The organism is Streptomyces sp. NPDC003720 (assembly GCF_042875075.1).
Lineage (GTDB): Bacteria > Actinomycetota > Actinomycetes > Streptomycetales > Streptomycetaceae > Streptomyces.
In genome coordinates this window covers 460,595-485,177 of the sequence record NZ_JBIANZ010000007.1, presented here as the reverse complement: position 1 = coordinate 485,177, position 24,583 = coordinate 460,595, and the positions used below count along the sequence as shown (strand labels likewise).

Here is a 24,583-nt window from a genome sequence, read left to right as displayed (position 1 = left end):
AACGGCGGCCCGGTCGGGGGCCGGCCGCTAGTCGTTGCTGCTGAAGATCGCCACCAGTCGCAGCATCTCGACGTAGATCCACACCAGGGTGAGGGTGAGACCGAACGCGGCGAGCCAGGACTCGCTGCGCGGGGCGCCGTAGGCGATGCCGTCCTCGATCTGCTTGAAGTCGAGGGTGAGGAAGAAGGCGCCGAGCACGATGGCGATGATGCCGACGATCGCGCCGAGCGGGCCGAAGCTGCGCAGGCCGCCGTCCTCGGCGACACCGAACGCGACCAGCAGCAGGTTGACCGCCATCACCAGGATGAAGGCCATGGCGATGGCCATGCCGATGCGGGCGTAGCGGGCCGTGACGCGAATCCAGCCGGCCTTGTAGACCAGCAGGGTCGCGGCCGAGACGGCCATGGTGCCGAGCACCGCCTGGAAGGGCGCACCGCTCCAGCGGCTGTTGTACATCTCGCTGATGACGCCGAGGAAGACGCCCTCGAAGGCCGCGTAGCCCAGGATCAGGGCGGGCGACGGCGTGCGCTTGAAGCTCTGCACGAGCGCCAGGACCATCGCGATGATGGCGGCGCCGAAGGCCAGGCCGTAGCTGGTCGTGGAGACCGGCAGCAGGACCCAGGCGAGTGCGGCGCCGACGGCGACCGTGCCCAGCGTGAGGGCCGAACGCATGACGACGTCGTCCATCGTCATCCGGCCGGTGGCGGCCGGGGCCTGCGGCGGGGCGCCCTGCTGCACGTCCTGCTGGGCGTAGGGGTTCTGCGCGTACGGGTTCTGCGCGTACGGGTTGCCCTGTGCGTACCCGGCCTGCGCTGCGGTGTTGAAGCCGGCGTAGCCGTTGTCGCGGCTGAACCCCCGTCGCGAGAAGACCGGGTTACTGCTCCTCATTTCACTCCTCCATGGCCACCGTGCGCGGCCTTGGCTCAAGAGTAATGGATTGGCAAAAGAACGGCCGTACTACTTGAGAGGGATCTTTCCCCTGCGGGTTGCCCAACACGCCACGCGATCCCCTGATTCCCCCGGCGGAACCGCTCACTCCAGCGGGAAGCCGGTGTAGGCCTCGGCCAGATCGGTCTCGGCCGCGCGGGAGGAGGTGACGCGTTCCAGCCGGGCCCGCTGGAGGCGGGCGTCGAAGGCGGTCGCGCCGGGCGCGCTGTGCAGCATGGTGGTCATGTCGTACGAGAACCGCTCGGCCTGCCAGATCCGGCGCAGACAGGTGGCGGAGTAGGCGTCGAGGGCTTCCGGCGACCCGGTGCGCCGCTCGTGGACGAGCGCGCGGGCGAACGTCACGACGTCGCCCACGGCGAGGTTCAGCCCCTTGGCGCCGGTCGGCGGCACGATGTGGGCGGCGTCACCGGCCAGGAAGAGCCGGCCGTGACGCATCGGCTCGTGCACGAAGGACCGCATGGGGGTGACCGACTTCTGGGTGATCGGACCGCGCTCCAGCTTCCAGCCGTCGTCGGTCTCCAGGCGCCGGTCCAGTTCCGCCCAGATCCGCTCGTCGCTCCACTCGCCGGCCTCGGTTCCGGCGGGCACCTGGAGGTAGAGGCGGGACACGGAGGGGGAGCGCATGGACAGCAGGGCGAAGCCGCGGTCGTGCCGGGCGTAGACGAGTTCGTCGTGCGAGGGCGCGACGTCGGCGAGGATGCCGAGCCACGCATAGGGGTAGGTCCGTTCGAACACCTGGGAGGCGTCGTCCGGGAAGGCCTTGCGAGCGACGCCCCAGAACCCGTCGCACCCGACGACGTAGTCGCACTCCAGGACGCCCTCGCGCCCCTGGTGCCGGAACGGCACCCGCGGCCGGTCGCCGTCCGCGCCCTCGACGGCCAGCGCCTCCGCCTCGAACAGCAGCGGGCCCCCCTCGGCCAGCTGGAGGGCGATGAGGTCCTTGCACACCTCCGTCTGGGCGTAGACGGTCACGGACCGCCCGCCGGTGAGCCCGGGGAAGTCGACGCGGTGCCGGCGCCGGTCGAAGCGCAGTTCGATCCCGTCGTGCCGCAGCCCCTCGCGGTCCATCCGGGCGCCGGCTCCGGCCTCGCGCAGCACGTCCACGGTGCCCTGCTCCAGGATCCCGGCCCGCTGCCGCCGCTCGACGTAGGCGCGGTCGCGGCTCTCCAGGACGACCGAGTCGATGCCGGCGCGGTGCAGCAGCCGCGCCAGGAGCAGCCCGGCCGGACCGGCTCCGATGATCCCGACGGTGGTGCGCATCGGTCGCTCCCTCTCCTCTGCCCCCGCGCCTGCGTTCGCGTGGTGAAGTTTCTTTCACTCTCTTGGGAGGTGAGTCTCCGCCGCACACATGCCGCTGTCAACGGTCACGGGGCAGAACATGGGGAACGAGGGAGCGGGCCGGAAAAGAGGGAATTGGTGCCCGGAGCCGGACTTGAACCGGCACGCCCGCGAAGGGGCAGCGAGGTTTAAGCTCGCCGTGTCTGCATTCCACCATCCGGGCAGGCCATGGGCACCGCTGCGAGGTCCTGAGCCTATCGGGGCACCTCCCTCGAACAGACGAGGAGCTGGCCCGATGTTGTCTTATTTTATTGACGTCTGAGGGTGCATCAGCACCCGGAACTCGCCATCCGCACTTGCCACCAGCGTGACGGGGCGTGGGTGCGCACGTACGCGGAATGACGGAATTTCACCTACTGAACGAGGGCGCCCGTCCTGTTCTGACCGGCCGCCCGGGTCAGGGTCTTCCGTCCTCCCCAGGTATGACACGGGCCCGCTCCGTCCGACCGGAGTCGCCCCCAGGAACCGGAACAGCGGCTGACTACACGTGCGCCGGCGGCCGGGACGATGGATCAAGTCCCCGAAACAGACGCCGTCCCGACAGGAGCACCCTCCCGTGACCACCACACCCACCGCCGGCCGGACCACGGCCGTGGCCGCACGCGCCACCGAGCTGTCGAAGATCTACGGGCAGGGTGAGACCCAGGTGGTCGCCCTGGACCGGGTCTCGGTCGACTTCCGGCAGGCGGAGTTCACCGCGATCATGGGACCGTCCGGTTCCGGCAAGTCCACGCTGATGCACTGCGTGGCGGGGCTGGACACCTTCTCCTCGGGATCCGCGCGGATCGGCGAGACCGAGCTGGGCTCCCTGAAGGACAAGCAGCTCACCAAGCTCCGCCGGGACAAGATCGGCTTCATCTTCCAGGCCTTCAACCTGCTGCCGACGCTGACCGCCCTGGAGAACATCACCCTGCCGATGGACATCGCCGGGCGGAAGCCGGACAAGGCGTGGCTGGACCGGGTCATCCAGATGGTCGGGCTGTCCGGGCGGCTCGGCCACCGGCCCTCGCAGCTCTCCGGCGGTCAGCAGCAGCGCGTCGCCGTCGCCCGTGCGCTCGCCTCGAGGCCGGAGATCATCTTCGGCGACGAGCCGACCGGAAACCTCGACTCGCGCTCCGGCGCCGAGGTGCTGGGCTTCCTGCGCAACTCGGTGCGCGAGCTGGGCCAGACGGTGGTCATGGTGACCCACGACCCGGTGGCGGCGGCGTACGCGGACCGGGTGGTCTTCCTCGCCGACGGCCGGATCGTCGACGAGATCCACGGCCCCACGGCCGACTCCGTCCTGGACCTGATGAAGCAGTTCGACGCGAAGGGCCGTACCAGCTGATGTTCCGCACCGCCCTGCGCAACGTCTCCGCGCACAAGGCCCGGCTCCTGATGACCGTGCTCGCCGTCATGCTCGGCGTGGCCTTCGTGTCCGGGACCCTCGTCTTCACCAACACCATCTCCGACGCCTACCAGAAGAGCTCCGCCAAGGGCTTCGACCGGGTCGACGTCGCCGTACGGCCCGAGTACCAGGACTCCAAGGGTGACCGGGTCGGCAAGACCCCCGAGCTGACCCGGGCCCTGCTCGACCGGGCCGCCAAGGCGCCCGGCGCCGCCTCCGCGACCGGTGTCGTCACCGGCTTCACCGCGATCGCCGGCAAGGACGGCAAGCTGCTCGGCGACGGGTGGCAGTCCGAGGGCGGCAACTACTGGGGCGCCAAGGACGACCGCTACCCCCTGGTCGCCGGGCACGCGCCCAGCGGCCGGGGCGAGATGCTCATCGACGCCAGGACCGCCGAGCGGGCCGGTTTCAAGGTCGGCGACACCGTCCGGCTCTCGGTGGACGGCCCCGTCCTCACCCCGCGCGTCAGCGGCATCTTCAGCACCGACGACGGCAACGTGGCCGCCGGCGGCAGCCTGGCCCTCTTCGACACCCCCACCGCACAGGCCCTGTTCGGCAAGAAGGGCACGTACGACGAGATCGACGTGCTGGCGAAGCCGGGAACCAGCCAGAGCGCGCTCAAGGCCTCCCTGGACAAGGCACTGCCCTCGCACCTGGTGGAGACCACCACCGGCAAGCGGCTCGCCGACGACCAGGCGGAGACGATCTCCGCCTCGATGAGCGGCCTGAAGCAGAGCCTGCTGGTGTTCGCCGGCATCGCCCTGTTCGTCGGCACGTTCATCATCGCCAACACCTTCACCATGCTGGTCGCCCAGCGCACCAGGGAACTGGCCCTGCTGCGGGCGGTCGGCGCGTCCCGTCGGCAGGTCACCCGCTCGGTGCTGGTCGAGGCGCTGGTGGTCGGCACGGTCGCCGGGGTGACCGGACTTGCCGCGGGCGTCGGCATCGGCGCGGGCCTGCGGTCCCTGCTGGGCTCGTTCGGCGCGAGCGTGCCGGACGGGCCGCTGGTGATCACGCCGGGCACCGTGCTGACCGCCCTCGCCGTCGGCGTCGTCGTGACCGTGCTGGCCGCCTGGCTGCCGGGCCGCCGCGCGGCGAAGATCCCGCCGGTGGCGGCGATGAGCAGCGTGCACGCCAAGGCGACCACCAAGTCGCTGGTGCTGCGCAACACGCTCGGCGCGCTGTTCTCGGCGGCCGGCGTCGCCGTGGTCCTCGCGGCCACGACGATGGACACCGACTCCGCCCAGGGCCCCATGGGGCTCGGCGCGGTGCTGCTCATCATCGGCGTGTTCATCCTGACCCCGCTGCTGTCCCGTCCGCTGATCGCTGCGGCCTCGCCCGTGCTGCGCGTGTTCGGCGTCTCGGGCAAGCTGGCCCGGCAGAACTCGGTGCGCAACCCGCGCCGTACGGCCGCCACGGCGTCCGCGCTGATGATCGGCCTGACGCTGATCACCGGCATGACGGTGATGGCGGGCAGCCTGCAGACGTCGATCGACCGGATGGCCAGTTCGGCGATCCGCGCGGACTACGTCGTGTCGATGGCCAACCGCGGCCCGCTCTCCCCGGACGTGGCGCGCCGGATCGCCGGCGCCGACGGCGTCACCGCCAGCAGCCCGCTGCGCAACGGGGCGTCCCGGATCGGCGGCGAGACGGAGTACCTGACCGGTGTCGACGGCTCGGCGATCGGCAGGCTGACGGATCTGAGGGTGGACGACGGCTCCTTCACCGTGGGCGGCTCGCGGATCGTCGTGGACAAGGACCGGGCCGAGGAGCACGGCTGGCGGGTCGGCTCGCGGTTCACCGCGCACTTCGAGGACGGCGCGGCGCGCGGCCTCACGGTCGCCGGGATCTACGAGGGCAACGACATGCTCAACGGGATCATGCTCGACAACAAGGTCCTCACCCCGCACCTGACCGAACCGGCCGACATGCAGGTGATGGTCAGGACCGAGGGCGGCGCGTCCGACCGCGCGAAGGACGGGCTGGAGAAGGCCCTGGGCTCCAACCCGGCGATCCTGGTCCAGGACAAGAAGGACATCTCCAACGACATCGCGAAGATGTTCACGCTGATGCTGAACATGGTCTACGGCCTGCTCGGCATGGCGGTGATCGTCGCGGTCCTCGGCGTCATCAACACCCTGGCCATGTCGGTCTTCGAGCGCTCCCAGGAGATCGGCATGCTGCGCGCGATCGGCCTCGACCGCAGGTCGGTCAAGCGGATGGTCCGTCTGGAGTCGCTGGTGATCTCCCTGTTCGGCGGGGTGCTCGGCATCGGCCTCGGGGTGTTCTTCGGCTGGGCGGCCGGTGAGCTGCTGGGCACGAAGATGCCGACGTACGAACTGGTCCTGCCCTGGGGCCGGATGGCGCTCTTCCTGCTGCTGGCCGGGGTGGTCGGAGTGCTGGCAGCCCTGTGGCCGGCCCGGCGCGCGGCACGGCTGAACATGCTGACGGCGATCAAGGCCGAGTAGCCGCACCGACGGCAGGGGCCCCGTTCCGCGTGCCGGAACGGGGCCCCTCGTCGTGTCCCTCCGGGTCACGTGTTCCAGGTGCGGGTGCGCAGGGGGAGGCCGGAGTCGCCCGAGTCGGGGGTGCGGACGGCCAGGACCTGGTTGACGCCGATGCGGTTGCGTTCGAAGGCGAGCGCGCAGGCGGCCATGTACAGCAGCCAGACACGGGTCCGGCCGGGGCTGGTGAGGCGCATGGCGCGGTCCCGGCCGGCCTCCAGGCGGCTGACCCACTGGCGCAGGGTGCGGGCGTAGTGCTCGCGGATCGACTCCACGTCCCGGACCTCGAAGCCGGCCCGCTCGAGCTGGGTGACGGTGGTGCCGATCGGGGCGAGTTCGCCGTCGGGGAAGACGTAGGCGTCGATGAACGCGTCGACCTCGTACGAGGATTCGTCGCGCTGCGGGCGGCGGGCGATCTGGTGGTTGAGCAGCCGTCCGCCCGGCCTCAGCAGGGCGTACAGGTCGCTCGCGTACTCCAGGTAGCGCTCGGCGCCGACGTGTTCGGCCATGCCGATGGAGGAGATCGCGTCGTAGGGGCCGTCCGCGACGTCCCGGTAGTCCTGGACGCGGATCTCCACGCGGTCGGTCAGCCCCTCGTCGGCGACGCGCTTGCGGGCGTAGGCCGCCTGTTCCTGGGAGAGGGTGACGCCGACGACGCGCACGCCGTGCTCACGGGCCGCGTGGATGGCCATCGATCCCCAGCCGCAGCCGACGTCCAGCAGCCGCTGCCCCGGCGTCAGGCCGAGCTTGGCGCAGACGAGTTCGAGCTTGTCGCGCTGGGCGGACTCCAGGGTGCCGCCGTCCTGCCAGTAGGCGCACGAGTAGACCATCGACGGGCCGAGGACGAGTTCGTAGAAGTCGTTGCCGACGTCGTAGTGGTGGCTGATGGCCCGCCGGTCGCTGTGCCGTGTGTGCAGGTGACGGCGTCTGCGGACCTCCTCGCGGGGCGGGGCGGGCGGGATCGGCGGCCCGGCGAGCCTCAGCAGTTCGCGCCCGGCGGCCCGCACCTCGGGGTCGCGCAGCGCCTCGGCGAGGCCGCGGGCGTCCTCGTCGCGCTCCCACACCTGCCCCGCGATGACCTCGAGGACCCGGTAGAGGTCGCCCTCCACGTCCAGGTCCCCGGAGACCCAGGCCCGGGCCAGGCCCAACTCGCCGGGCTTGAAGAGGAGCCGGCGCAGGGCCCGGCGGTTGCGGACGATGAGGGCCGGGGCGTCCGGCGGGCCGTCCTGTGAACCGTCCCAGGCGCGGATCCGCACCGGCAGCGGTGCTCCCAGCAGTTGCTCGGCAAGTTTCCTCAGCCGCGACGCGGCGTCGGCCATGGCGCACACCTCCAAGACGACGATCCCGGATGTCCGATACCACGTAAACACCGCGAGGCCCCCGGCGCAGTCCCGCAAAGGAGTTACAGGTGCGCGAACTCCCTCTCGCCGTGCGCCCGCCGGAACGCCGGAAGACCTCCCGCACCACGGATGGCGGGAGGTCTTCCAGGTGGTCCCCCCAACGGTGCGGCGACCGGTGGGGGACCGTGGGTCAGGAGGCCTTGGCCTTCTCGCCGGTCTTGGCGGCGGCGACCGGGGCCGGCTTGGCGGCCTCGTAGAACTCCTCGCGCGGGTTCTCCATGGCGCCCAGGGAGACGACCTCGCGCTTGAGGAACATCCCGAGGGTCCAGTCGGCGAAGACGCGGATCTTGCGGTTCCAGGTCGGCATCGCCATGCCGTGGTAGCCGCGGTGCATGTACCAGGCGAGGCGGCCTTTGAGCTTGATCTTCATCTTGCCCATGACGATCATCGCCACGCCCTTGTGCAGACCGAGACCGGCCACCGCACCCTTGTTGGCGTGCTCGTACTCCTTCTGCGGGAAGCCCCGCATACCGGAGATCACGTTGTCGCCGAGGGCACGGGCCTGGCGCAGCGCGTGCTGGGCGTTCGGCGGGCACCAGGCGTTCTCGTTGCCCGCCTTGCGGCCGACGAGGTCGGGCACCTGGGCGTTGTCGCCGGCGGCCCAGATGTAGTCGGTGCCCTTGACCTGGAGCGTGGGCTCGCAGTCGACGTGGCCGCGCGGGCCGAGGGGCAGGCCGAAGCGGGCGAGGGCCGGGTTCGGCTTGACGCCGGCGGTCCAGACGATCGTGTTGGAGTCGACCTCGAGGCCGTTCTTCAGCACGACGTGGCCGTCCACGCAGGAGTCCATGGAGGTGGAGAGGTAGATCTCCACACCGCGGCTCTCCAGGTGCTCCTTGCCGTACTGGCCGAGCTTGGGGCCGACCTCGGGGAGGATCTTGTCGGCGGCGTCGACGAGGACGAACCGCATGTCCTCGCGGGAGACGTTCTTGTAGTACTTGGCCGCGTCCCGGGCCATGTCCTCGACCTCGCCGATGGTCTCCGCACCCGCGAAGCCGCCGCCGATGAAGACGAAGGTGAGCGCCTTGCGGCGGATCTCCTCGTCGGTCGTGGAGTCGGCCTTGTCCAGCTGCTCCAGCACGTGGTTGCGCAGGCCGATGGACTCCTCGATGCCCTTCATGCCGATGCCCTGCTCGGCGAGGCCGGGGATCGGGAAGGTGCGGGAGACCGCGCCCATCGCGATGACCAGGTAGTCGAAGGGCAGCTCGTACGCCTCGCCCACGAGGGGGGCGATCGTGGCGACCTTGCGGTCCTGGTCGATGGTGGTGACCCGGCCGGTGAGGACCTCCGCCTTCGGCAGGACGCGTCGCAGAGGGACGACGACGTGCCGAGGGGAGATGCTGCCGGCGGCGGCTTCGGGGAGGAAGGGCTGGTAGGTCATGTACGACCGGGGGTCGACGACCGTGACGGTCGCCTCGCCGTAGCGCATCTTCTTGAGGATGCGCCGAGCTGCGTACAGGCCTACGTACCCACCGCCTACTACGAGGATCCTGGGACGCTCCGTGGTGCTCATGGCATCGAGTATCCACCCGGCTCAGGGGGGTTGCTCGTGCGCCCCTTCACAAGCTCTTGCATGCCCTGTGCTAAACTCCGCGGCCCGCGTGACGCAGGTCATGCCGCGGAACCGGAACCGCTGGGCGGTCTGCCCCGTTGTCAAGGCCGCGTGAGCTGCCTCTCTGTCGATTCGGGTCGCTCGTGAGGAGTCGGAAACAGCCTCCGGGCGTCGCCCTCGGGCCCTTCGTGCGACCACCGCCTGAACATGTTCAAACGGCGGAAGAACCCCCGGAAGGGCCAACCGGCCCCTTTTCCCGGCCGTCCGGGACGGAATTCCTTGTGAAGAAGTTCACGAACTTTCCCGACGGGATGTCGCCGAGGGCGCCGAACGGCTCGCTCACACGTTATCCGAGCTGCTCAACAGAGGCTACTCATCAGTAGCATCCGACCGGAAAGCGCCCCCGGAGACGGGGTGTTGGCGCAGGACGCCGACGGTCTCCCGTTACGGCGCCGCGCTCCGGGCCGCGCTGAAGGCGATGCCGTCGAGGATGTCGTGCTCGCTGACGACCACCTCCTCGGCGCCGGTCCGCTCCATGATCGCGAGCAGCACGAGGGCGCCCGCGCCGATCACGTCGACCCGGCCCGGGTGCATGGAGGGGATCCGCGCGCGCTCGGCGTGCGTGGAGTGCAGCAGCTCCCGGGTGATCTCGCGGACGCGCTCCCGGCTGACGCGGGAGTGGTGGATGCGCGCGGAGTCGTACTCGGGCAGCTCCTGGGCGATGGCCGACACGGTGGTGACCGAGCCGGCGAGGCCGACCAGGGTGCGCGCCTCGCGCAGCGGGACCGTCCGCTCGGCGAGGTCGAGGGCGGCCTCGACGTCCGCCCGTATGGCGGCGATCCGCTCCTCGGTCGGCGGATCGACGACCTCGCCCTCGTGCACCAGGTGCCGTTCGGTCATCCGCACGCAGCCGACGTCCACGGACCGCGCGGCCCGTACGTGGTCGTCGCCGACGACGAACTCGGTGGAGCCGCCGCCGATGTCCACGACGAGATAGGGGCGGGGCAGGTCGTCGCGGCCCCGGAGCTCGTTGGTCGCGCCGGTGAAGGAGAACTCGGCCTCCTGGTCGCCTGTGATGACCTCGGGTTCGACACCGAGGATGTCCACGACGCCGCGCACGAAGTCGTCCCGGTTCTCGGCGTCCCGGGAGGCGGAGGTGGCCACGAAGCGGATCCGCTCCGCGCCGTGCTCCTTGATGACCTCGGCGTACTCGCGGCAGGCCGCGAAGGTCCGCTCCAGCGCCTCGGGGGCGAGCCGGCCGGTGCGGTCGACGCCCTGGCCGAGCCGCACGATGGTCATCCGCCGGTCCAGCTCGACGAGCTCACCGGTCGCCGGATCGGCGTCGGCGACCAGCAGGCGGATGGAGTTCGTGCCGCAGTCGACGGCGGCCACGCGGGTCACTTCCCGTCCTCCCCGGCCGGCTCGCACGGCGTCACGCACGGTCCCTTGCTCCACCACTCGGGGAGCATCGCGATCGCCTCGTCGCCGAGCGGGTTCACGCCCGGTCCGGCGGCCAGCGAGTGGGCCACCAGCACGTGCAGGCACTTCACCCGGTCCGGCATGCCGCCGGCGCTCGGGAAGCCCGCCAGCACCTCGATCTCGTCGCGGCGCCGGATGTAGTCCTCGTGGGCGGCGCGGTACGCGGCGGCCAGCTCCGGGTCGGTCCCGAGCCGCTCGGTCATCTCCTTCATGACGCCGTCCGCCTCCAGCGTGCCGATCGCCGAGTTGGCGCGCGGGCACGTCAGGTAGTACGTCGTCGGGAAGGGCGTGCCGTCGGGCAGCCGGGGCGCCGTCTCCACGACGTCCGGCTGTCCGCAGGGGCAGCGGTGCGCGATGGCCCGCAGACCGCGCGGCGGGCGGCCCAGCTGCTGCTTGAAGGCCTCGACGTCCGCGTCGGTGGGCTCGGTGCGCGGAGTGGGCGGCGGAGGCGTTTCCATGACTGCTTTCAGGGTGGCTTTCTGTCGGTGGCCGGCCCGCGGGCCGGTTACTGGTGGCGGCCGGCTCCCGGCCTGGGTCCGGTCACTGGCCGGGGTCCGGTCACTGGTCGGAGGCGTCGGCCTTGTCGACCCCGTCCCAGACGTTCGCGTACCAGGGCCGGTGGGCGGCCCCGAGGTCGGCGCGGGACTGCTTCGCCGCGCCCGGGTCGACGACCACGTAGCCGGTCTCCCCCGGCATCACGTAGTGCAGCCGGCGCCGGATCTGCTGCTCGGCGTAGGCGTCGTCCTGCCAGCGCGCCTTGAGGTCACGCAGCTGTTCGACGCGCTGCCGGGCCTCCCCCCGCTCCCGCTGGAGGTCGGAGATCTCGGCGCGCTGGGAGACGTACTGCCGCATCGGGTAGGCGAGGGCGACGATCAGCGAGCACAGCACCAGCGCCAGCAGGGCCGCGCGGCCGGTGAGCCGGGAGCGGCGGGCCTGCCGTTTGGTCTGGGAGCGGTAGACCCTGGCCGCTGTCTGCTCGCCGAGGGCGCGCAGCCTGGTGGCGGTGGAGAAACGGTCCCGGTCCTTGACGGCCATCTGGCTCTCCGCCTCCCCTTCCACGTGCGTACGTCCCCGCACACGGTACGGGACCGGGTACGGGGACGTACGTACGACTGGCTGATACCCGGGCCGTCCCGTTCGGATCGGCCCGGCCGGGGTCAGCCCTTGGAGACCCCGGTGTGGCCGCGGAAGCGCGGGAAGGCGCTGCGGCCGGCGTACACCGCGGCGTCGTCGAGGATCTCCTCGATGCGCAGCAGCTGGTTGTACTTGGCGACGCGCTCGGAGCGGGCCGGGGCGCCGGTCTTGATCTGGCCGCAGTTGGTGGCGACGGCCAGGTCGGCGATGGTGACGTCCTCGGTCTCGCCGGAGCGGTGGGACATCATGCACTTGAAGCCGTTGCGCTGGGCCAGCTCGACGGCGTCCAGGGTCTCGGTGAGCGAGCCGATCTGGTTCACCTTGACCAGAAGGGCGTTGGCGGCGCCCTCGTCGATGCCGCGGGCGAGGCGCTCGGGGTTGGTGACGAACAGGTCGTCGCCGACGAGCTGGACCTTGTCGCCGAGCTTGTCGGTGATGATCTTCCAGCCGGCCCAGTCGTCCTCGAACAGCGGGTCCTCGATGGAGACGAGCGGGTAGGCCGCGACGAGCTCCTCGTAGTACTCCGTCATCTCGGCGGCGGAGCGCTCCTTGCCCTCGAAGAGGTACTTGCCGTCCTTGTAGAACTCGGAGGCGGCGACGTCGAGCGCGAGGGCGATCTGCTCGCCGGGCGCGTAGCCGGCTTCCTTGACGGCCTCGAGGATGAGGTCGAGGGCCTCGCGGTTGGAGCCGAGGTTCGGGGCGAAGCCGCCCTCGTCGCCGAGGCCGGTGGACAGGCCCTTGCTCTTCAGGACCTTCTTCAGGGTGTGGTAGACCTCGGTGCCCCAGCGCAGGGCCTCGGAGAAGGACTCCGCGCCGATCGGCGCGATCATGAACTCCTGGATGTCCACGTTGGAGTCGGCGTGCGAGCCGCCGTTCAGGATGTTCATCATCGGCACCGGCAGCAGGTGCGCGTTCGGGCCGCCCAGGTAGCGGAACAGCGGCAGGTCGCTGGCCTCGGAGGCGGCGTGCGCGACGGCGAGGGAGACGCCCAGGATTGCGTTGGCGCCGAGCGAGCCCTTGTTGTCGGTGGCGTCGAGGTCGAACATGGCCTGGTCGATCAGGCGCTGCTCGGTGGCGTCGTAGCCGACCAGCTCCGGGCCGATCTGCTCGATGACGGCGAGGACGGCCTTCTCGACGCCCTTGCCCTGGTAGCGGTTGGGGTCGCCGTCACGGAGCTCGATGGCCTCGAAGGCACCGGTGGAGGCACCGGACGGAACGGCGGCACGACCCGTGCTGCCGTCGTCGAGGCCGACCTCGACCTCGACCGTGGGGTTGCCTCGGGAGTCCAGGATTTCCCGGGCTACGACGACGTCGATGGACGGCACGAGCATCTCCTTCTTGGATGTGACGCTGGAAGTGCGGGGCGGGGTGCCTTGCGGCTCTGCCTTGCGACTAGAGCCTAACCGTCCAAGGGGCGTCGGCCACCGACCGACCGTCCCGTGGACAGGGAGACGGTACCCATTGTTCCCGCCCGGAACAAAGGGGTTCGGCCAAGGTCCCGCCGACGAGGCGGGGAAGAGCCGGCGAAGAGCCGGGAAAAACACAGCCCCGCCCCGGTGCGTACGGGGGAACACGCACCGGGGCGGGGAGCCCGTGGGGGACGGGGGGAATGGCCCTCACGAGGCCTTCGGCTTGGGGGACGGCCTGGTGAGGGCACTGTGGTTCCGGTCGGAGCCAGGTGTCACTTCAGGTGAAGCTGCTGGCCCGGGTAGATGAGGTCGGCGTTCTCGACGATGTCCTTGTTCAGCTTGTAGAGCTTCTGCCAGCCGCCGTCGACCTTCTGCTTCTCGGCGATGGTGCCGAGGGTGTCGCCCTTGACCACCTTGTACTCGCCGTCGCCCTTCTTGACCTTCTTGCCGGTCGGGGTGGTGACGGTCTTCTTCGCGCTCGCGGCCGGACGCTCGCTGGAGCGGGAGGCGGCCTGCTGGTCGGTGGAGCGGGTGGCGGTGCTGCCCGAGGAGGTGTTCCCGGAGGAGGTGCTCGGGGCGGAGCCGTTGTTGGGGGTGCTCGACAGGCCCTTGCCGCACACCGGCCAGGCGCCCTTGCCCTGGGCGGCGAGGACCTTCTCGGCGACGGCTATCTGCTGGGCCTTGGAGGCCTGGTTGGCCTGGCCGGCGTACTGCGTACCGCCGTAGGCGGCCCAGGTGGAGGCGGAGAACTGCAGACCGCCGTAGTAGCCGTTGCCGGTGTTGATGGACCAGTTGCCGCCGGACTCGCACTGGGCGACCGCGTCCCACTCGGAGGTGGTGGCGGCGGAGGCGTTGCCGGCCGCCATGAGCGGGGCGGCGACGGCGGCGCCGGTGACACCGGCGAGCGCGATGGCACGGGTGGCCTTGGACGGACGACGGTGCTTGCCCTTGCTGGAGAACAGCATGGATGGATCCCCTCACCGACGCCTGCGAGGTGAGCTGTCGGGTTCGGGCCGAATGAGTTGCCCGGCCGCGGGCCCGCTTTCACGGGCCGCGGCTCCACCCCTAGCCGGTTCCAGCGCGTGCGCTGGTTCCGGCACTTACCTTGGGTCCCCCGCTCCTGCCTACGGCGCATTACGCGACGACTGTTCCCGGGCGGCCACTGGCAGGATTCGGCGTTGCGGCAGCCGGGGCTCGTGGTGACGAGCGGTCACGACCGTAGACACGCGATCGAGGGAATTTCAAAGACGATCAGGGCTTCTGAGACTCATCCCACACTTTCACCGAAAGGGACATCGGTGATCAATCCGGGCGTCAACTACCGCTGCTTTTGGCCCGTTTAGCTACCGACTTCGAGGGTCTGACCGGCGGAGATGTGGTTCGGGTCGGCGCCGATGGCCTTCTTGTTCAGGGCGTACAGCTCATGCCATCCGCCGTCCACGTCAAGGGAGTCGGCGATGGAGGCGAGGGTGTCGCCTTCGTGGACCGTGTAGGCGTCCGCCCCGCGGGAGGCGTGCTTGCCGGACACGGTGGCGTTCTGACCGTTTGTCACGCTTTCGTCCGCACTGTCGCCGCGGTGACGTCCGCCACTGCCGAGCGCTCCGGTGTCGACGAGGCTCCAAGAACCGCCGGTCTGCCATGAATTGTCCGAGTCCTCCACGACAGGATCCGGAGTCGCGGACTCGCTCCCCTCCGACTCCTCGGCGCGAGGCGAGGCGGACTTGTCGGACTTGGGAGCTTCCGCACCCTTGTCCGTAGCCTTGGAGTCGGCGCCCTTGCCCGTGTCCGAGGACGGCTTGCCGGCCGAGTCCGAGGAGGAGTCGGACGACGGTGAGGAATCGGGCAGACCGGACGAGTCGGAATCGTCCGTGGAACCGGACGACGGGTCCGTGGAGCCGGAGGCGTCGCCGGACTGGTCGTGCCCCGAGTCGGACTTGCCCGGGCCCCCGACGCCCGTGTCGACGTCCAGGGAGCCGGAGTCCGAGGTCAGACCGGAGAGCAGGGCGCAGGTCGTCCAAGGCGTGGTGCCCTTGTCGGCGAGGATCTTCTCGGCGACGGCGATCTGCTGCGAACGGCTGGCCAGGTCGGCGGTGGCGGCGTACTTCGTGCCGCCGTACGCGGCCCAGTCGTCCTGGGAGATCTGCAGCCCGCCGTAGTACCCGTTGCCCGTGTCGGCGCTCCAGGAGCCGCCGCTCTCGCACTCGGCGACCTTGTCCCAGGTGGTGCCGTCGGCCGCGTTGGCGCTCGCGGCGCCGAGGAGCGGGATGGCGATGGCGGAGCCGGTCACTCCGGCCGCGACGAGAAGTGCCGGAGCCTGACGGGGGCGACGGTGACGACCGTTCCCGGAGAGCATGCGGAAGCCTTTCGTGCGACAGCGGGACCGGCGCGGCCGATGGTGCTGGGGCCGCGCTGATGGGTGAACGTATAGGCATACGATCACTTGTCACAAGTTCATGCCGCACAGATCACGTGAAGATCACAGAGTTGAACGCCCGTCATGTTTACGGTTGTACGGCCTGTTCCGCGGCCGGGGTGAACTCCACGGGCAGGGTGCGCAGCCCGCGCATGATGAGCCCGCCGCGCCAGCGCAGTTCGGCCGGATCGGCCGCCAGCCGCAGGTCGGGGAGGCGGGTGAGGAGCGTGGCGAGCGCGGTCCGGCCCTCCAGCCGGGCGAGCGGGGCGCCGAGGCAGTAGTGGATGCCGTGGCCGTAGCCGAGGTGCTGGTTGTCCGCGCGGGCGAGGTCGAGGACGTCGGGGTCGGCGAACCGCTCCGGGTCACGGTCGGCCGCCGCGAGGACGACGAGCACCGGGTCGCCGGCCGCGATGTCCTGCCCGCCGAGGGTGAGCGGCCGGGTGGCGAACCGCCAGGTGGCCAGCTCGACCGGGCCGTCGTAGCGGAGCAGTTCCTCGACACCGGTCTCCAGCAGGCCCTGTTCGCCGCGGGCGAGGGAGTCCTGCAGCCGGTGGCGCTGCTCAGGGTGGGTGAGCAGCGCGTAGGTGCCGTTGCCGATGAGGTTGACGGTCGTCTCGAAGCCCGCGAACAGGAGGATGAAGGCCATCGCGGCGGCCTCGTTCTCGGTGAGGTGCTCGCCGTGGTCGGAGGCGCGGATGAGACCGGAGATCAGGTCCTCGCCCGGGGTGGGCTCGGCCGGCAGCGCCGCACGCTTGCGGTGGATGAGCTCGGCGAGGTAGCCGCGCATCTTCTTCACGGACCGGGCGACCCCGCCCCGCGGTCCCCCGCCGTGCCGGATCATCATCCCGGCCCAGTCGCGGAAGTCGTCCTGGTCCTCGCGCGGGACCCCGAGCAGGTCACAGATGGCGTAGATGGGCAGCGGGAAGGCGAAGTCGTGGATGAGGTCGGCGGAGCCCGTCCTCGCGAACCGGTCGATGAGGTCGTCGGTCAGCTCCTGCACCCGGGGCGCGAACTCGGCGACCCTGCGGGGCGTGAACGCCTTGCTGACCAGTCTGCGCAGCCTGGTGTGGTCCGGCGGGTCGATGTTCAGCAGGTGCGTCATCAGCTCGGCCTTGCGCTCGCCCGGGATACCGGTCTTGCCCTTGGCGTGCGCGGGCTCGTCGTGGTGCGCGGGGTTCTTGCTCAGCCGCTGGTCGGCGAGGGCCTGCCGGGCGTCGCCGTACCGGGTGACCAGCCAGGCCTCGACCCCGCTGGGCAGCCGCGTCCGGCGCACCGGCTGGTGCTCGCGCAGCCAGGCGTAGGCGGGGTAGGGGTCGGCGGCGAACTCCCAGGTGAACAGTTCCGGGGCGGTGCTGGGCGGGGCGGGCTGGTCGGTCACTCCTCGACGGTATCGGTCGCGGACGCCGGCCCCGCCCCGGCCGGCGTGAACCGCCCCGGCCGGCATGACCGCCCCGGCCGCCGTGACTGACCCGGCCGGCGTGAACCGCCGCGGCCCGTTTCCGCCGCGGCCGCCGCGGTCGTCCGCGCGCGCCTCGGGCCGGCGAGGCCGGACTGAGACGCCGTCACCGGGACGCTCGCGGCGGCTGTCAGCCCTCGGCCGCCCGTATCGCGTCCCGGTACACCCGCGCCGCCGCCCGCAGGGCCGCCTCCGGGTCGACGCCGTCGGCCTCCGCGCGGACCGCGAGGGCCAGCAGTTCGTAGCCGATGCCCTCGCCCTCGGGCAGCGGCACCTCCAGGCCCGCCGTGCGGGTGCGGGAGGCGAGCTTGGCGGCGAGGGCGAGGCCGGGCTGGCCGAGCGGGACGCCCTCGGTGACCGAGGTGCGCCGCTTCTCCTCGGCCTTGGTGCGCAGCCAGTGCTCCTTGACGTCCTCCGGGGTCTCGGCCGTCTCGTCGCCGAAGACGTGCGGGTGGCGGTGGATCAGCTTGGCGACGATGCCGCCGGCCACGTCGTCGACGGAGAACGGCGCCTCCGGGTCCTCCTCGGCGATGCGGGAGTGGAAGACGACCTGGAGCAGGACGTCGCCCAGTTCCTCGCGCAGCTCCTCCCGGTCGCCGGCCTCGATCGCCTCGACCAGTTCGTACGCCTCCTCGATGCCGTACTTCGCCAGACCCAGGTGGGTCTGCCGGGACGACCAGGGGCATTCGGCACGGATGCGGTCCATGACCTGGACGAGGTCGAGGAGGCGGGCGCCGGGCAGGTCGTAGGAGGCCGGCAGCAGCTCCAGCTCGGGCATCCGGACCCGTCCGGAACCGGCGAGGCGGGCGAGGCTGTCGGTGAGGGCGGGCTCGCCCTCGCCCGTGGCCACGACCACCACCGTCCGCCCGCCCGCGCAGGCGTCGACCAGCTCCTGCGCGGTGGGCGACGCCTCCGTCACGGCTGTCCCGGCCTCCCGCAGATAGGGGAGCTGCGGGTGGGCGCCGTCCGCGCACAGCACGGCGTCGGCGGCGCGCAGCGCCTGCCAGGCGGGCCAGGACAGCAGGCCGGGCGCGACGCGGTGGCTGGTGGTGAGCAGGACGATGCGGCCGGGGGCGGCTTCGGGGCTGGTTGCGTTCACCATCCGAACGTAACCCACGGCGACGAGGGACGGGATCGGTTGTCCACAGGGCCGGAGGCGACGTGTGATCGTATGACCGACCGCCCGCTATGCCGGCTGCTGCGCCCCGGTCGCCGTGACCTCCCGCACCCAGGGCGTCTTGGCGTCCACGCGGCCGCTCTTCTGCACGTCCCAGGCGCCGTAGCGCGGGTTGAGGTCGACGTGGAGTTCCTGGGAGGCCCGGGACAGGGCCTTCCAGAAGGCGGGCTGCGTGGTGTCCGTGCCGAGCTTCTGGGCGAGCTTCTGCGCCTCGAGCTGGAGCCGGAGGTTGTCGTCCAGGCGGCCGGGCGCGATGCCGTACTTCTGCAGCCAGGCCGTCTGCAGGCCCTTGGCGCCGCCCGCCTGCTGCTCCAGGCCGGCCCGCATCCGCAGGACCTCCTTGCGGGTGACGGAGATGCCCTCGTCCCGCGCGGCACGGTGCAGCACCTGGTCCAGGACCATGTTGTGCAGGGTGTCGCGGGTCAGGCTGCCGGTGGAGGCGAGGACCTGCTGGTACTGGGTGTCGTCCTGCACCACGGCCCGCTGCGCCCGGCGTACCTCGTTGACCCGGCCCTCGAGCTGGGCGACGGTGATCCGCTCCCCTCCCACCACCGCGGCGGCGCCCGGGTGCGCCTCGCCTCCGCAGGCGGTGAGTGCGGGTGCCGCGGCGGCGATCGCGGCGGAGAGGAGGAGCGCGGTGCGACGGCGGCGGTGCAAGGAGACCTCCAGGGGGAGATTGCAATGACACTGCGGCGCGCCAGCGCCTCCGCCAGGGGTGGTGGTCGGGCGACGGGCGGGCGCACAAAGTCTTGCGGTGATCGATGTTAGGCAGTGGGGGGCCTGTGGCCAACCCATTCGACCAACGATTCGCACGCGCTTCGGGCACCGCCGCGCCTCCTCCCGCCGGAGGACGGGTCAGCCCGTGATGGCCACCGGCGCGTCCCACGCGTCACGGTCGACGGTGAGGGTGACCCCGCCGTGCGACTCCTTGCTGTTGACCATGTACTGGTGGGCGCGGCTGTGGTCGGTGAACCGGGTCGAACCCCACGGCCAGTCCGACGTCGTGGTGTTCTTCTTGTCCCACAGCGCGTACCAGAGGTTGCCCGGCAGGTCGGTCCTGTCGCTCGCGGTGGCCACGGCCTTGGCGCTGGAGCTGGTGAAGCCGTAGTAGCCGGCGCGGTACGTCTTGACGCGCAGTTCCTTGTCGAAGGCGCGGACGTAGGTGAGCACGGCGTCGTTGCACGACTTGTTGGTGACGTCGTACGGCTCCATGTCCAGGTAGATCGCGCTGCCGGCCTTCATGCCGAGCGCGGCGGCCTTGGCCACGGCGTCCTTGGCGTCGCTCGTGCCGAGGGAGGCGGCGGTGGACGCGGAGAGCTTCTCCGGGTTGGAGCCGGTCTGGCAGGGCGGCTGGGCGCCGACGTAGATCGGGACGAGCTTCCAGCCGAGGCCGCTGACGTACGTCACCCAGGAGGCCGTCAGGTTGGGCTGGGCGCAGCCGCGGTTCCTGCCGCCCACGTAGACGGCGGCCGCGCCGTAGAAGCCGGTGTGCCAGGCCTTCATCGTCGCCTTGGGGGGCGCGGTGCAGGTGTCGAAGGCGCGGCCGGTGAAGGTCTTCTGCGCGGGCCAGGAGGTGGCGGCCATCGAGGTCTGCGCGGCGATGCCCCCGCCCGCGACGACGGCCGCGCCCGCCACGGCCCACGTGATGTACCTGCGCCTCTTGGACTGCCGATGACCTGCCATGGAACCCCACCCCTGCTCGAACGTGCGTGGCGAAAACGAACCGCAACCTATCCCGGCCGGTCACACGTTCGGGAAACCCAACCTCTTGTAAGGGACAAGAATCTCCCGGGCGACGGCAAAGACTAGCCGCGCACCTGCCCCAGCCATTGCAGGGTCCGGCGGATCTCCACGGCCAGCGGGTCGCCGGGGCCGCGGAAGCGCTCGACGTCCACCAGCAGCCGCGCCAGCGTGTCGTGGGCGGCCGGCCGGTCGCCGAGGGCGAGCAGCAGGTGGCCGATGCGGCGGCGCACGTCGTGGGCGAGCTGCGGATCGCCGGAGACGTACTGGTTCTCGTAGTACGGCAGCAGCGCGCGGTACTCGGCGAGTGCCGCCGCCGGCTCCCCGAGCTGTTCGAGGCACTGGGCCGCCTCGTAGCGGAAGCGCAGGGACTGCGGGTCGGCCTGGCCGGCCTCGGCGGCGCGCTCGTCGGCGAGGCGGCGCAGTTCGGGCAGCGCGCGCCGGTACTGGCCGTCGTCCAGGAGGGTGGCCGCGTACTGCTTGCGCAGGGTGCGCACCACCGGGGAGCGCTCGCCGTGCTGTTCGGCCGCGGCGGGCAGGATCGCGCCGAGGATGTCCACGGCCTGGGTGATGCGGCCCTCCCCGAGCAGGCGCTTGACCTCGTCCACGGCGGCGGCGACGTCGGGCTTCCCGGCGACGGGCGGCGCGGGCGCGACGGGAGCGGGCTGCGGCGCGGGCGTGCGCGCGCGGTCCGGCCAGGGAGCGTGCGGCCGCAGGAAGGGGCGCGTCGGATCCAGCGGCGCCCCGGTGGGCATGCCGCGCGCGGGCAGCAGCAGCGCCAGGTGCTCGTACACCTCCTGCGCCGAGTCCGGCCGGTGCTGCGGGTCCTTGGCGAGCAGGCGCAGGACGAGCGACTCCAGCGCCTCGGGGACCTCGGGGCGGATGCGGCGCACCGGCACCGGCGGCTCGTACAGGTGCCGGTGCAGCACGCCGAGCGCGGTGGAGCCGGCGAACGGCACGTCGCCGCTGAGCAGTTCGTGCATCAGCACGCCGAGCGCGTACAGGTCGGTGTACGGGCCGACCGCGCCGCCCATGGCCTGTTCGGGCGCCATGTAGGCGGGCGAGCCGATCGGGGAGCCGGTGTGGGTGAGGCGGGTGGTGTCGGTGTCCATCACGGAGGCCACACCCAGGTCGAGGACGGTGATGGTGCCGTCCTGCTTCACCATGACGTTGCGCGGCTTGAGGTCGCGGTGCACGATCGGCACCGCGTGCACCGCGCTCAGCACGGCGCAGAGCTGCGCGGCCACCGCCACCGCCCACTGCCACGGGTACGGGTCGTGCTCGGCGAGATGGTCGGAGAGGTCGGCGCCGTCGACGTACTGCATGACGAGGAAAAGCTCCTCGCCCTCGCTGCCCGCGTCGTGCACCGTGACCAGACCCGGGTGGTCGACCTGCGCGGTCACCCGGCACTCGCGCACGAAACGGCGGCGCAGTTCGTCCGCCTCCTGTCCGGCCACCTTGTCCGGGCGCAGCAGTTTCACCGCGACCCGCCGGTCCAGCCGCTGGTCGTACGCCGTCCACACCTGGCCCATGCCGCCCTGGCCGATGAGCGTGGACAGTTCGTAGCGGCCGGCGACGACACGTCCCGCCGCCACGCTCACCGTCCGCCCTCGTGGCCGGCGTCCCGTATGCCGTCGCCGTCGTGCTTGCGCAGGTAGTCGCTCAGCTCGTCCAGCTCGGCGCGCACCTGGTCGATCCGGGCGGGCGCCGGGCGCTGCGGCGGCGGGGCGACCGGCGGGGGCTGCGGCACGGGCGTGTGGTGCGCCGGGGGCGTCGCGGGTACGGGGGTCTGCCGCATGGTCGTCGCGGGGAAGGGCGTCGCAGGCCCCGGGTAGCCGTAGCCCGACACCGTTCCGCTCGCGTACGTCTGACGCAGCCGCTGGTAGTGGCGGATCTCCGCGACCAGGTAGTACACGGTGATGACCACCAGGCCGCCGAGCAGCAGCGTCATGCCCACGTAGCCGCCGGGGGTGTGGACCTCGTCGCCGGGTTCGCTGCCCACCAGGACGATGGCGAGGATGTCGGCCGCCAGCCCGGCCACGAACAGGCCCCAGTCCAGCGACCTGCGGGTGACGGCGGCCAGCCGCAGCAGCATCGCCCAGGCCAGGAAACCGGCGCTGAGGACGCCGAACGCCACCAGCAGCACCCGCACGAGGACCAGCCACGCGTTGTGCGGCGGCTGCTTCACCGGCTGTGCGTAGCCGTGGCCTTGCATGGCTGCTCCTGATGCCTGAAATGGGCGTGCCTGTCCGCCCGGTGTGCTCCGCCGGGCTGACACCACTCGTGCGATGGTCGCTTCGAGCATATGGCCCGGCACGGACAAGCGGTCCGGGTTGTACCGAACCGTTGTCCGGCAGCACCGTCAATCCGGCGCGACGGTGCCGTCCGTGAGCCCGTCGTACATCCCGCGCACCAGCTGGTCGCCGAGCCGGCTCGCGTGCCGCACGGCCCGCTCGAACTCGTCCAGGGCGCGGAACCGCGCGCCGTAGCGCCGCTGTTCGTCGAACGGGAGCCGGGGCAGCTGGAGCCGGCGCACGTCCAGACGGGTGGCCGTGGAGGCATAGCTGCTGGCCTGGCGGTGGTTGGCGGTGCCGCGCAGGAAGCCGGCGAGGAACCACGGGTCCAGCGCGGCCGGATCGGGCCGCAGCAGCACCAGGTTGCGGCCCAGGGCGGCGCCGCGCGTCGCCTCGTCGATCACGCGCGCCACCGAGCCGCCGCCGAGCACCGGCACGACGACGTCGCCCGGTTCCGTGAGCACGGCCTCCTCGTCGCTCTCCGGCAGCGTCCCGGAGGGCGCCGTGCCGGCGAGCACGTCGTGGTCGGTGAGGACGGGCACGCGCGCGCGGCCGCCGTTCCCGCCGGTGCGCAGGACCAGCGTGCCGCCGCGCGCGAGTTCGCCGACGGTGGTGAGCGGCCAGCGCGCGGGGGGCGCCGGGTCCACGGGGGGCGGGGTGAGGTCGGCGGTCAGCCGCAGCGTCTCACCGAGGCGCTCGCGCACCGCCGTGAGCTGCTCCGCGCCGTCGGCGGCCGCCGCGGGCGGCAGATGGCGGGCGGGGGCCAGGTCGACGTCGTCGTCGAGGAGTTCGATGACCGGGACGGACCGGGCCAGTCCCGGGAGCTCCGTCAGCCGGCCGGCGCGTTCGAAGGCGCGCCAAGCGTCGAGCACGGCCTCCCGCACCGCCTGCCAGTCGGGGCCGCCACGCGCCGCACCAGCGAACCGGCCGGTGTCGGCGAGCAGCACCTCGGGCGCCGCGGGCGTCCGGTCGGGCCGGCGCAGCACCCACACGTGGAGCGGGATGTTGTAGGGCGGCGCCGCCCCGACCGGCAGCGCGACGACGGCGCGCAGCGCGCCCCGGCGCAGCAGGTCGGCGCGGATCCGGCGCCCGGAGCGGCGTGAGGCGGCGGCCGGCGGCATGAGCAGTACGGCGGTGCCGCCGTCGGCGAGGCGGGCCAGCGCGTGCTGCACCCAGGCCAGCTCGGACTCGGTGCGCGCCGGGAAGCCGTACTCCCAGCGGGCGTCGTAGGCGAGTTCGTCGTGGCCCCAGTTGCGCTCGTTGAACGGCGGGTGGCACAGCACGGCGTCGGCGCGCAGCTCCGGGTGGGCGTCGGCGCGCAGGGTGTCGCCGACGGCGGCGTGCACGCCGGCGCGGGACTGCAGCCTCAGGCGCAGAGCGGTGAGCGCGGCGAGGTCGGGGGCGCCGTCCTGGGCGTACAGCTCCTGGCCGGGGCGGGTCTCCACGGCGCGCAGCAGGGCGCCGGTGCCGCAGGCCGGGTCGAGGACGGTGCGGGCGGGGCCGGCGAGGTCGGCCATCAGCCGGGCGAGTTCGGCCGGGGTGAGCGTGTACTGGCGCGGGTTGGCGTCCAGATGGCGGCCCAGCAGGAACTCGAAGGTCTGCCGCGCTCCGGCCTCGGCGGCAAGTTCGGCGGCGCCGCGAAGGAGCGGGGCGGAAGGGAGGAGCTGGGGGCCGGACGGGGTGCGCAGCGCGGGGGTGTGAGCGGCGGCCGTGTTGTGAGCGGCGGACCCGGGGTGTGCGGCGGACGGAGTGTCTGCGGCGGACGCGGTGTGAGCGGAGCCGCCGGTGTTCACGGGGAGCGTTGTGTTCACACCCAGGACCTGCTCCAGCGCGCCCGGCAGCATCGCGGCCAGACGCTCGTCGGAACCGGCACTCACGTCCAGCCAGACGGTGGGCCGCTCATGGATGAGCAGCAGTACGCAGCCCGCGTGCACCAGCGCGGTGACCGGGCCGTCGGGATGGCCGGCGAGCTGCTGCCAGACGCGTTCGCGCAGCGGGACCTCGGCGAGTTTTCCCTGCTCACGCAGCCATGCCTCCACCTCGGCGAGCGCGAAGGACGGGCTGGTCTCGGTGCCGCCGACCGGCTTGGGGAAGTCGGCGTGCCGGCGGCGCCAGTTGCTGACGGCGGCACGGCCCACTCCGGCGAGCCGCGCGATACCGGCGGCGGTCACCTCTGTCGCGTTGTCCTGCACCGGTCCCGCTCCCCTCGTCCCGTTGTGCGCCGAGCATACCGGCGTACACAAGACCCGTGCATTCACGAACGTGTACGCACCCCTAACTGTGAATCGTGTTGACTCGGTTCACAGACTCTGGTCTTATTGACCCAGCGAACGAGCGGCCAGCCGGAGGGGGCGG

19 protein-coding genes, 1 tRNA gene and 1 riboswitch are annotated in these 24,583 nt (G+C 71.8%); of the genes, 2 read left to right on the top strand and 18 right to left on the bottom strand.

The genetic code is table 11. The features are described from left to right. Nucleotides 1-27: 27 nt before the first annotated feature. The 3 genes from ACFYU0_RS22050 to ACFYU0_RS22040 all read right to left on the bottom strand — a co-directional run bounded on the left by ACFYU0_RS22050 (nt 28) and on the right by ACFYU0_RS22040 (nt 2,449). Nucleotides 28-888, bottom strand: coding sequence for a Bax inhibitor-1/YccA family protein (locus ACFYU0_RS22050; RefSeq protein ID WP_351664736.1), 861 nt, complete (start codon nt 886-888; stop codon nt 28-30). A 144-nt stretch (nt 889-1,032) separates the two neighbouring features. Further along, nucleotides 1,033-2,208: a 4-hydroxybenzoate 3-monooxygenase gene (locus tag ACFYU0_RS22045; RefSeq protein ID WP_389303570.1), complete on the bottom strand. Its 1,176-nt coding sequence runs from the start codon at nt 2,206-2,208 to the stop codon at nt 1,033-1,035. Between the two features lie 154 nt (nt 2,209-2,362). Continuing rightward, nucleotides 2,363-2,449 (bottom strand) — tRNA-Leu (locus ACFYU0_RS22040). 393 nt (nt 2,450-2,842) lie between these two features. Here ACFYU0_RS22040 and ACFYU0_RS22035 point away from each other — a divergent pair. Both ACFYU0_RS22035 and ACFYU0_RS22030 read left to right on the top strand, forming a co-directional pair. Next, a complete protein-coding gene (locus ACFYU0_RS22035; protein WP_351664740.1) occupies nt 2,843-3,613 on the top strand; it encodes an ABC transporter ATP-binding protein in 771 nt (256 codons plus the stop codon). Continuing rightward, entirely contained in the window at nt 3,613-6,141 is a 2,529-nt protein-coding gene (locus ACFYU0_RS22030) for an ABC transporter permease (protein ID WP_389303567.1), read from the top strand. The genes ACFYU0_RS22035 and ACFYU0_RS22030 overlap by 1 nt, the downstream gene beginning before the upstream one ends. Before the next feature lie 65 nt (nt 6,142-6,206). On the opposite strand, the gene ACFYU0_RS22025 is transcribed toward ACFYU0_RS22030, so the two are convergent. From ACFYU0_RS22025 to ACFYU0_RS21955, 15 genes are all read right to left on the bottom strand, one after another. Continuing rightward, nucleotides 6,207-7,496, bottom strand: coding sequence for a cyclopropane-fatty-acyl-phospholipid synthase family protein (locus tag ACFYU0_RS22025; protein ID WP_351664744.1), 1,290 nt, complete (start codon nt 7,494-7,496; stop codon nt 6,207-6,209). Nucleotides 7,497-7,707: 211 nt separating this feature from the next. Then, the gene (locus ACFYU0_RS22020; RefSeq protein WP_351664746.1) at nt 7,708-9,087 is read right to left on the bottom strand and encodes an NAD(P)/FAD-dependent oxidoreductase; all 1,380 of its coding nucleotides are present in this window, start codon (nt 9,085-9,087) and stop codon (nt 7,708-7,710) included. A gap of 483 nt (nt 9,088-9,570) precedes the next feature. Beyond that, nucleotides 9,571-10,527, bottom strand: a complete 957-nt coding sequence (locus ACFYU0_RS22015) for a Ppx/GppA phosphatase family protein (RefSeq protein ID WP_351664748.1) — start codon at nt 10,525-10,527, stop codon at nt 9,571-9,573. Then, nucleotides 10,524-11,063 (bottom strand): DUF501 domain-containing protein, encoded by a 540-nt coding sequence (locus tag ACFYU0_RS22010; protein WP_351664750.1) that lies wholly within the window; start codon nt 11,061-11,063, stop codon nt 10,524-10,526. Before ACFYU0_RS22010 ends, ACFYU0_RS22015 begins: the two co-directional genes overlap by 4 nt. 100 nt (nt 11,064-11,163) lie before the next feature. Beyond that, nucleotides 11,164-11,640, bottom strand: coding sequence for a septum formation initiator family protein (locus ACFYU0_RS22005; RefSeq protein WP_351664752.1), 477 nt, complete (start codon nt 11,638-11,640; stop codon nt 11,164-11,166). Between the two features lie 122 nt (nt 11,641-11,762). After that, a complete protein-coding gene (gene eno, locus ACFYU0_RS22000; RefSeq protein ID WP_351664754.1) occupies nt 11,763-13,070 on the bottom strand; it encodes a phosphopyruvate hydratase in 1,308 nt (435 codons plus the stop codon). 350 nt (nt 13,071-13,420) lie between these two features. Then, entirely contained in the window at nt 13,421-14,113 is a 693-nt protein-coding gene (locus tag ACFYU0_RS21995; RefSeq protein ID WP_351664756.1) for a transglycosylase family protein, read from the bottom strand. Nucleotides 14,114-14,117: 4 nt separating this feature from the next. Continuing rightward, nucleotides 14,118-14,290, bottom strand: a riboswitch (cyclic di-AMP (ydaO/yuaA leader). Nucleotides 14,291-14,487: 197 nt separating this feature from the next. After that, complete coding sequence (locus ACFYU0_RS21990; RefSeq protein ID WP_389303561.1) at nt 14,488-15,501, bottom strand: transglycosylase family protein; 1,014 nt, start codon at nt 15,499-15,501, stop codon at nt 14,488-14,490. Nucleotides 15,502-15,649: 148 nt separating this feature from the next. Then, a complete protein-coding gene (locus ACFYU0_RS21985; protein ID WP_389303558.1) occupies nt 15,650-16,939 on the bottom strand; it encodes a cytochrome P450 in 1,290 nt (429 codons plus the stop codon). A 208-nt stretch (nt 16,940-17,147) separates the two neighbouring features. Next, complete coding sequence (locus tag ACFYU0_RS21980; RefSeq protein ID WP_389303555.1) at nt 17,148-18,116, bottom strand: nucleoside triphosphate pyrophosphohydrolase; 969 nt, start codon at nt 18,114-18,116, stop codon at nt 17,148-17,150. An 87-nt stretch (nt 18,117-18,203) separates the two neighbouring features. Beyond that, nucleotides 18,204-18,851, bottom strand: a complete 648-nt coding sequence (locus tag ACFYU0_RS21975) for a SurA N-terminal domain-containing protein (protein WP_351664764.1) — start codon at nt 18,849-18,851, stop codon at nt 18,204-18,206. Nucleotides 18,852-19,049: 198 nt separating this feature from the next. Then, the gene (locus tag ACFYU0_RS21970) at nt 19,050-19,877 is read right to left on the bottom strand and encodes a glycoside hydrolase domain-containing protein (protein ID WP_389303552.1); all 828 of its coding nucleotides are present in this window, start codon (nt 19,875-19,877) and stop codon (nt 19,050-19,052) included. A gap of 122 nt (nt 19,878-19,999) precedes the next feature. Then, nucleotides 20,000-21,493, bottom strand: coding sequence for a protein kinase (locus tag ACFYU0_RS21965; RefSeq protein WP_351665049.1), 1,494 nt, complete (start codon nt 21,491-21,493; stop codon nt 20,000-20,002). Between the two features lie 38 nt (nt 21,494-21,531). Continuing rightward, nucleotides 21,532-22,149 (bottom strand): hypothetical protein, encoded by a 618-nt coding sequence (locus ACFYU0_RS21960; RefSeq protein ID WP_351664768.1) that lies wholly within the window; start codon nt 22,147-22,149, stop codon nt 21,532-21,534. A gap of 147 nt (nt 22,150-22,296) precedes the next feature. Continuing rightward, the gene (locus ACFYU0_RS21955; RefSeq protein WP_351664770.1) at nt 22,297-24,420 is read right to left on the bottom strand and encodes an N-6 DNA methylase; all 2,124 of its coding nucleotides are present in this window, start codon (nt 24,418-24,420) and stop codon (nt 22,297-22,299) included. Nucleotides 24,421-24,583: the final 163 nt, after the last annotated feature.

Bases quoted from the DNA above. Each gene is read 5' to 3' on its own strand.
- ACFYU0_RS22050 (WP_351664736.1), bottom strand. From the start codon at position 888: ATGAGGAGCAGTAACCCGGTCTTCTCGCGACGGGGGTTCAGCCGCGAC.
- ACFYU0_RS22045 (WP_389303570.1), bottom strand. From the start codon at position 2,208: ATGCGCACCACCGTCGGGATCATCGGAGCCGGTCCGGCCGGGCTGCTC.
- ACFYU0_RS22030 (WP_389303567.1), top strand. From the start codon at position 3,613: ATGTTCCGCACCGCCCTGCGCAACGTCTCCGCGCACAAGGCCCGGCTC.
- ACFYU0_RS22025 (WP_351664744.1), bottom strand. From the start codon at position 7,496: ATGGCCGACGCCGCGTCGCGGCTGAGGAAACTTGCCGAGCAACTGCTG.
- ACFYU0_RS22020 (WP_351664746.1), bottom strand. From the start codon at position 9,087: ATGAGCACCACGGAGCGTCCCAGGATCCTCGTAGTAGGCGGTGGGTAC.
- ACFYU0_RS22010 (WP_351664750.1), bottom strand. From the start codon at position 11,063: ATGGAAACGCCTCCGCCGCCCACTCCGCGCACCGAGCCCACCGACGCG.
- ACFYU0_RS22005 (WP_351664752.1), bottom strand. From the start codon at position 11,640: ATGGCCGTCAAGGACCGGGACCGTTTCTCCACCGCCACCAGGCTGCGC.
- eno (WP_351664754.1), bottom strand. From the start codon at position 13,070: ATGCTCGTGCCGTCCATCGACGTCGTCGTAGCCCGGGAAATCCTGGAC.
- ACFYU0_RS21995 (WP_351664756.1), bottom strand. From the start codon at position 14,113: ATGCTGTTCTCCAGCAAGGGCAAGCACCGTCGTCCGTCCAAGGCCACC.
- ACFYU0_RS21990 (WP_389303561.1), bottom strand. From the start codon at position 15,501: ATGCTCTCCGGGAACGGTCGTCACCGTCGCCCCCGTCAGGCTCCGGCA.
- ACFYU0_RS21970 (WP_389303552.1), bottom strand. From the start codon at position 19,877: ATGGCAGGTCATCGGCAGTCCAAGAGGCGCAGGTACATCACGTGGGCC.
- ACFYU0_RS21960 (WP_351664768.1), bottom strand. From the start codon at position 22,149: ATGCAAGGCCACGGCTACGCACAGCCGGTGAAGCAGCCGCCGCACAAC.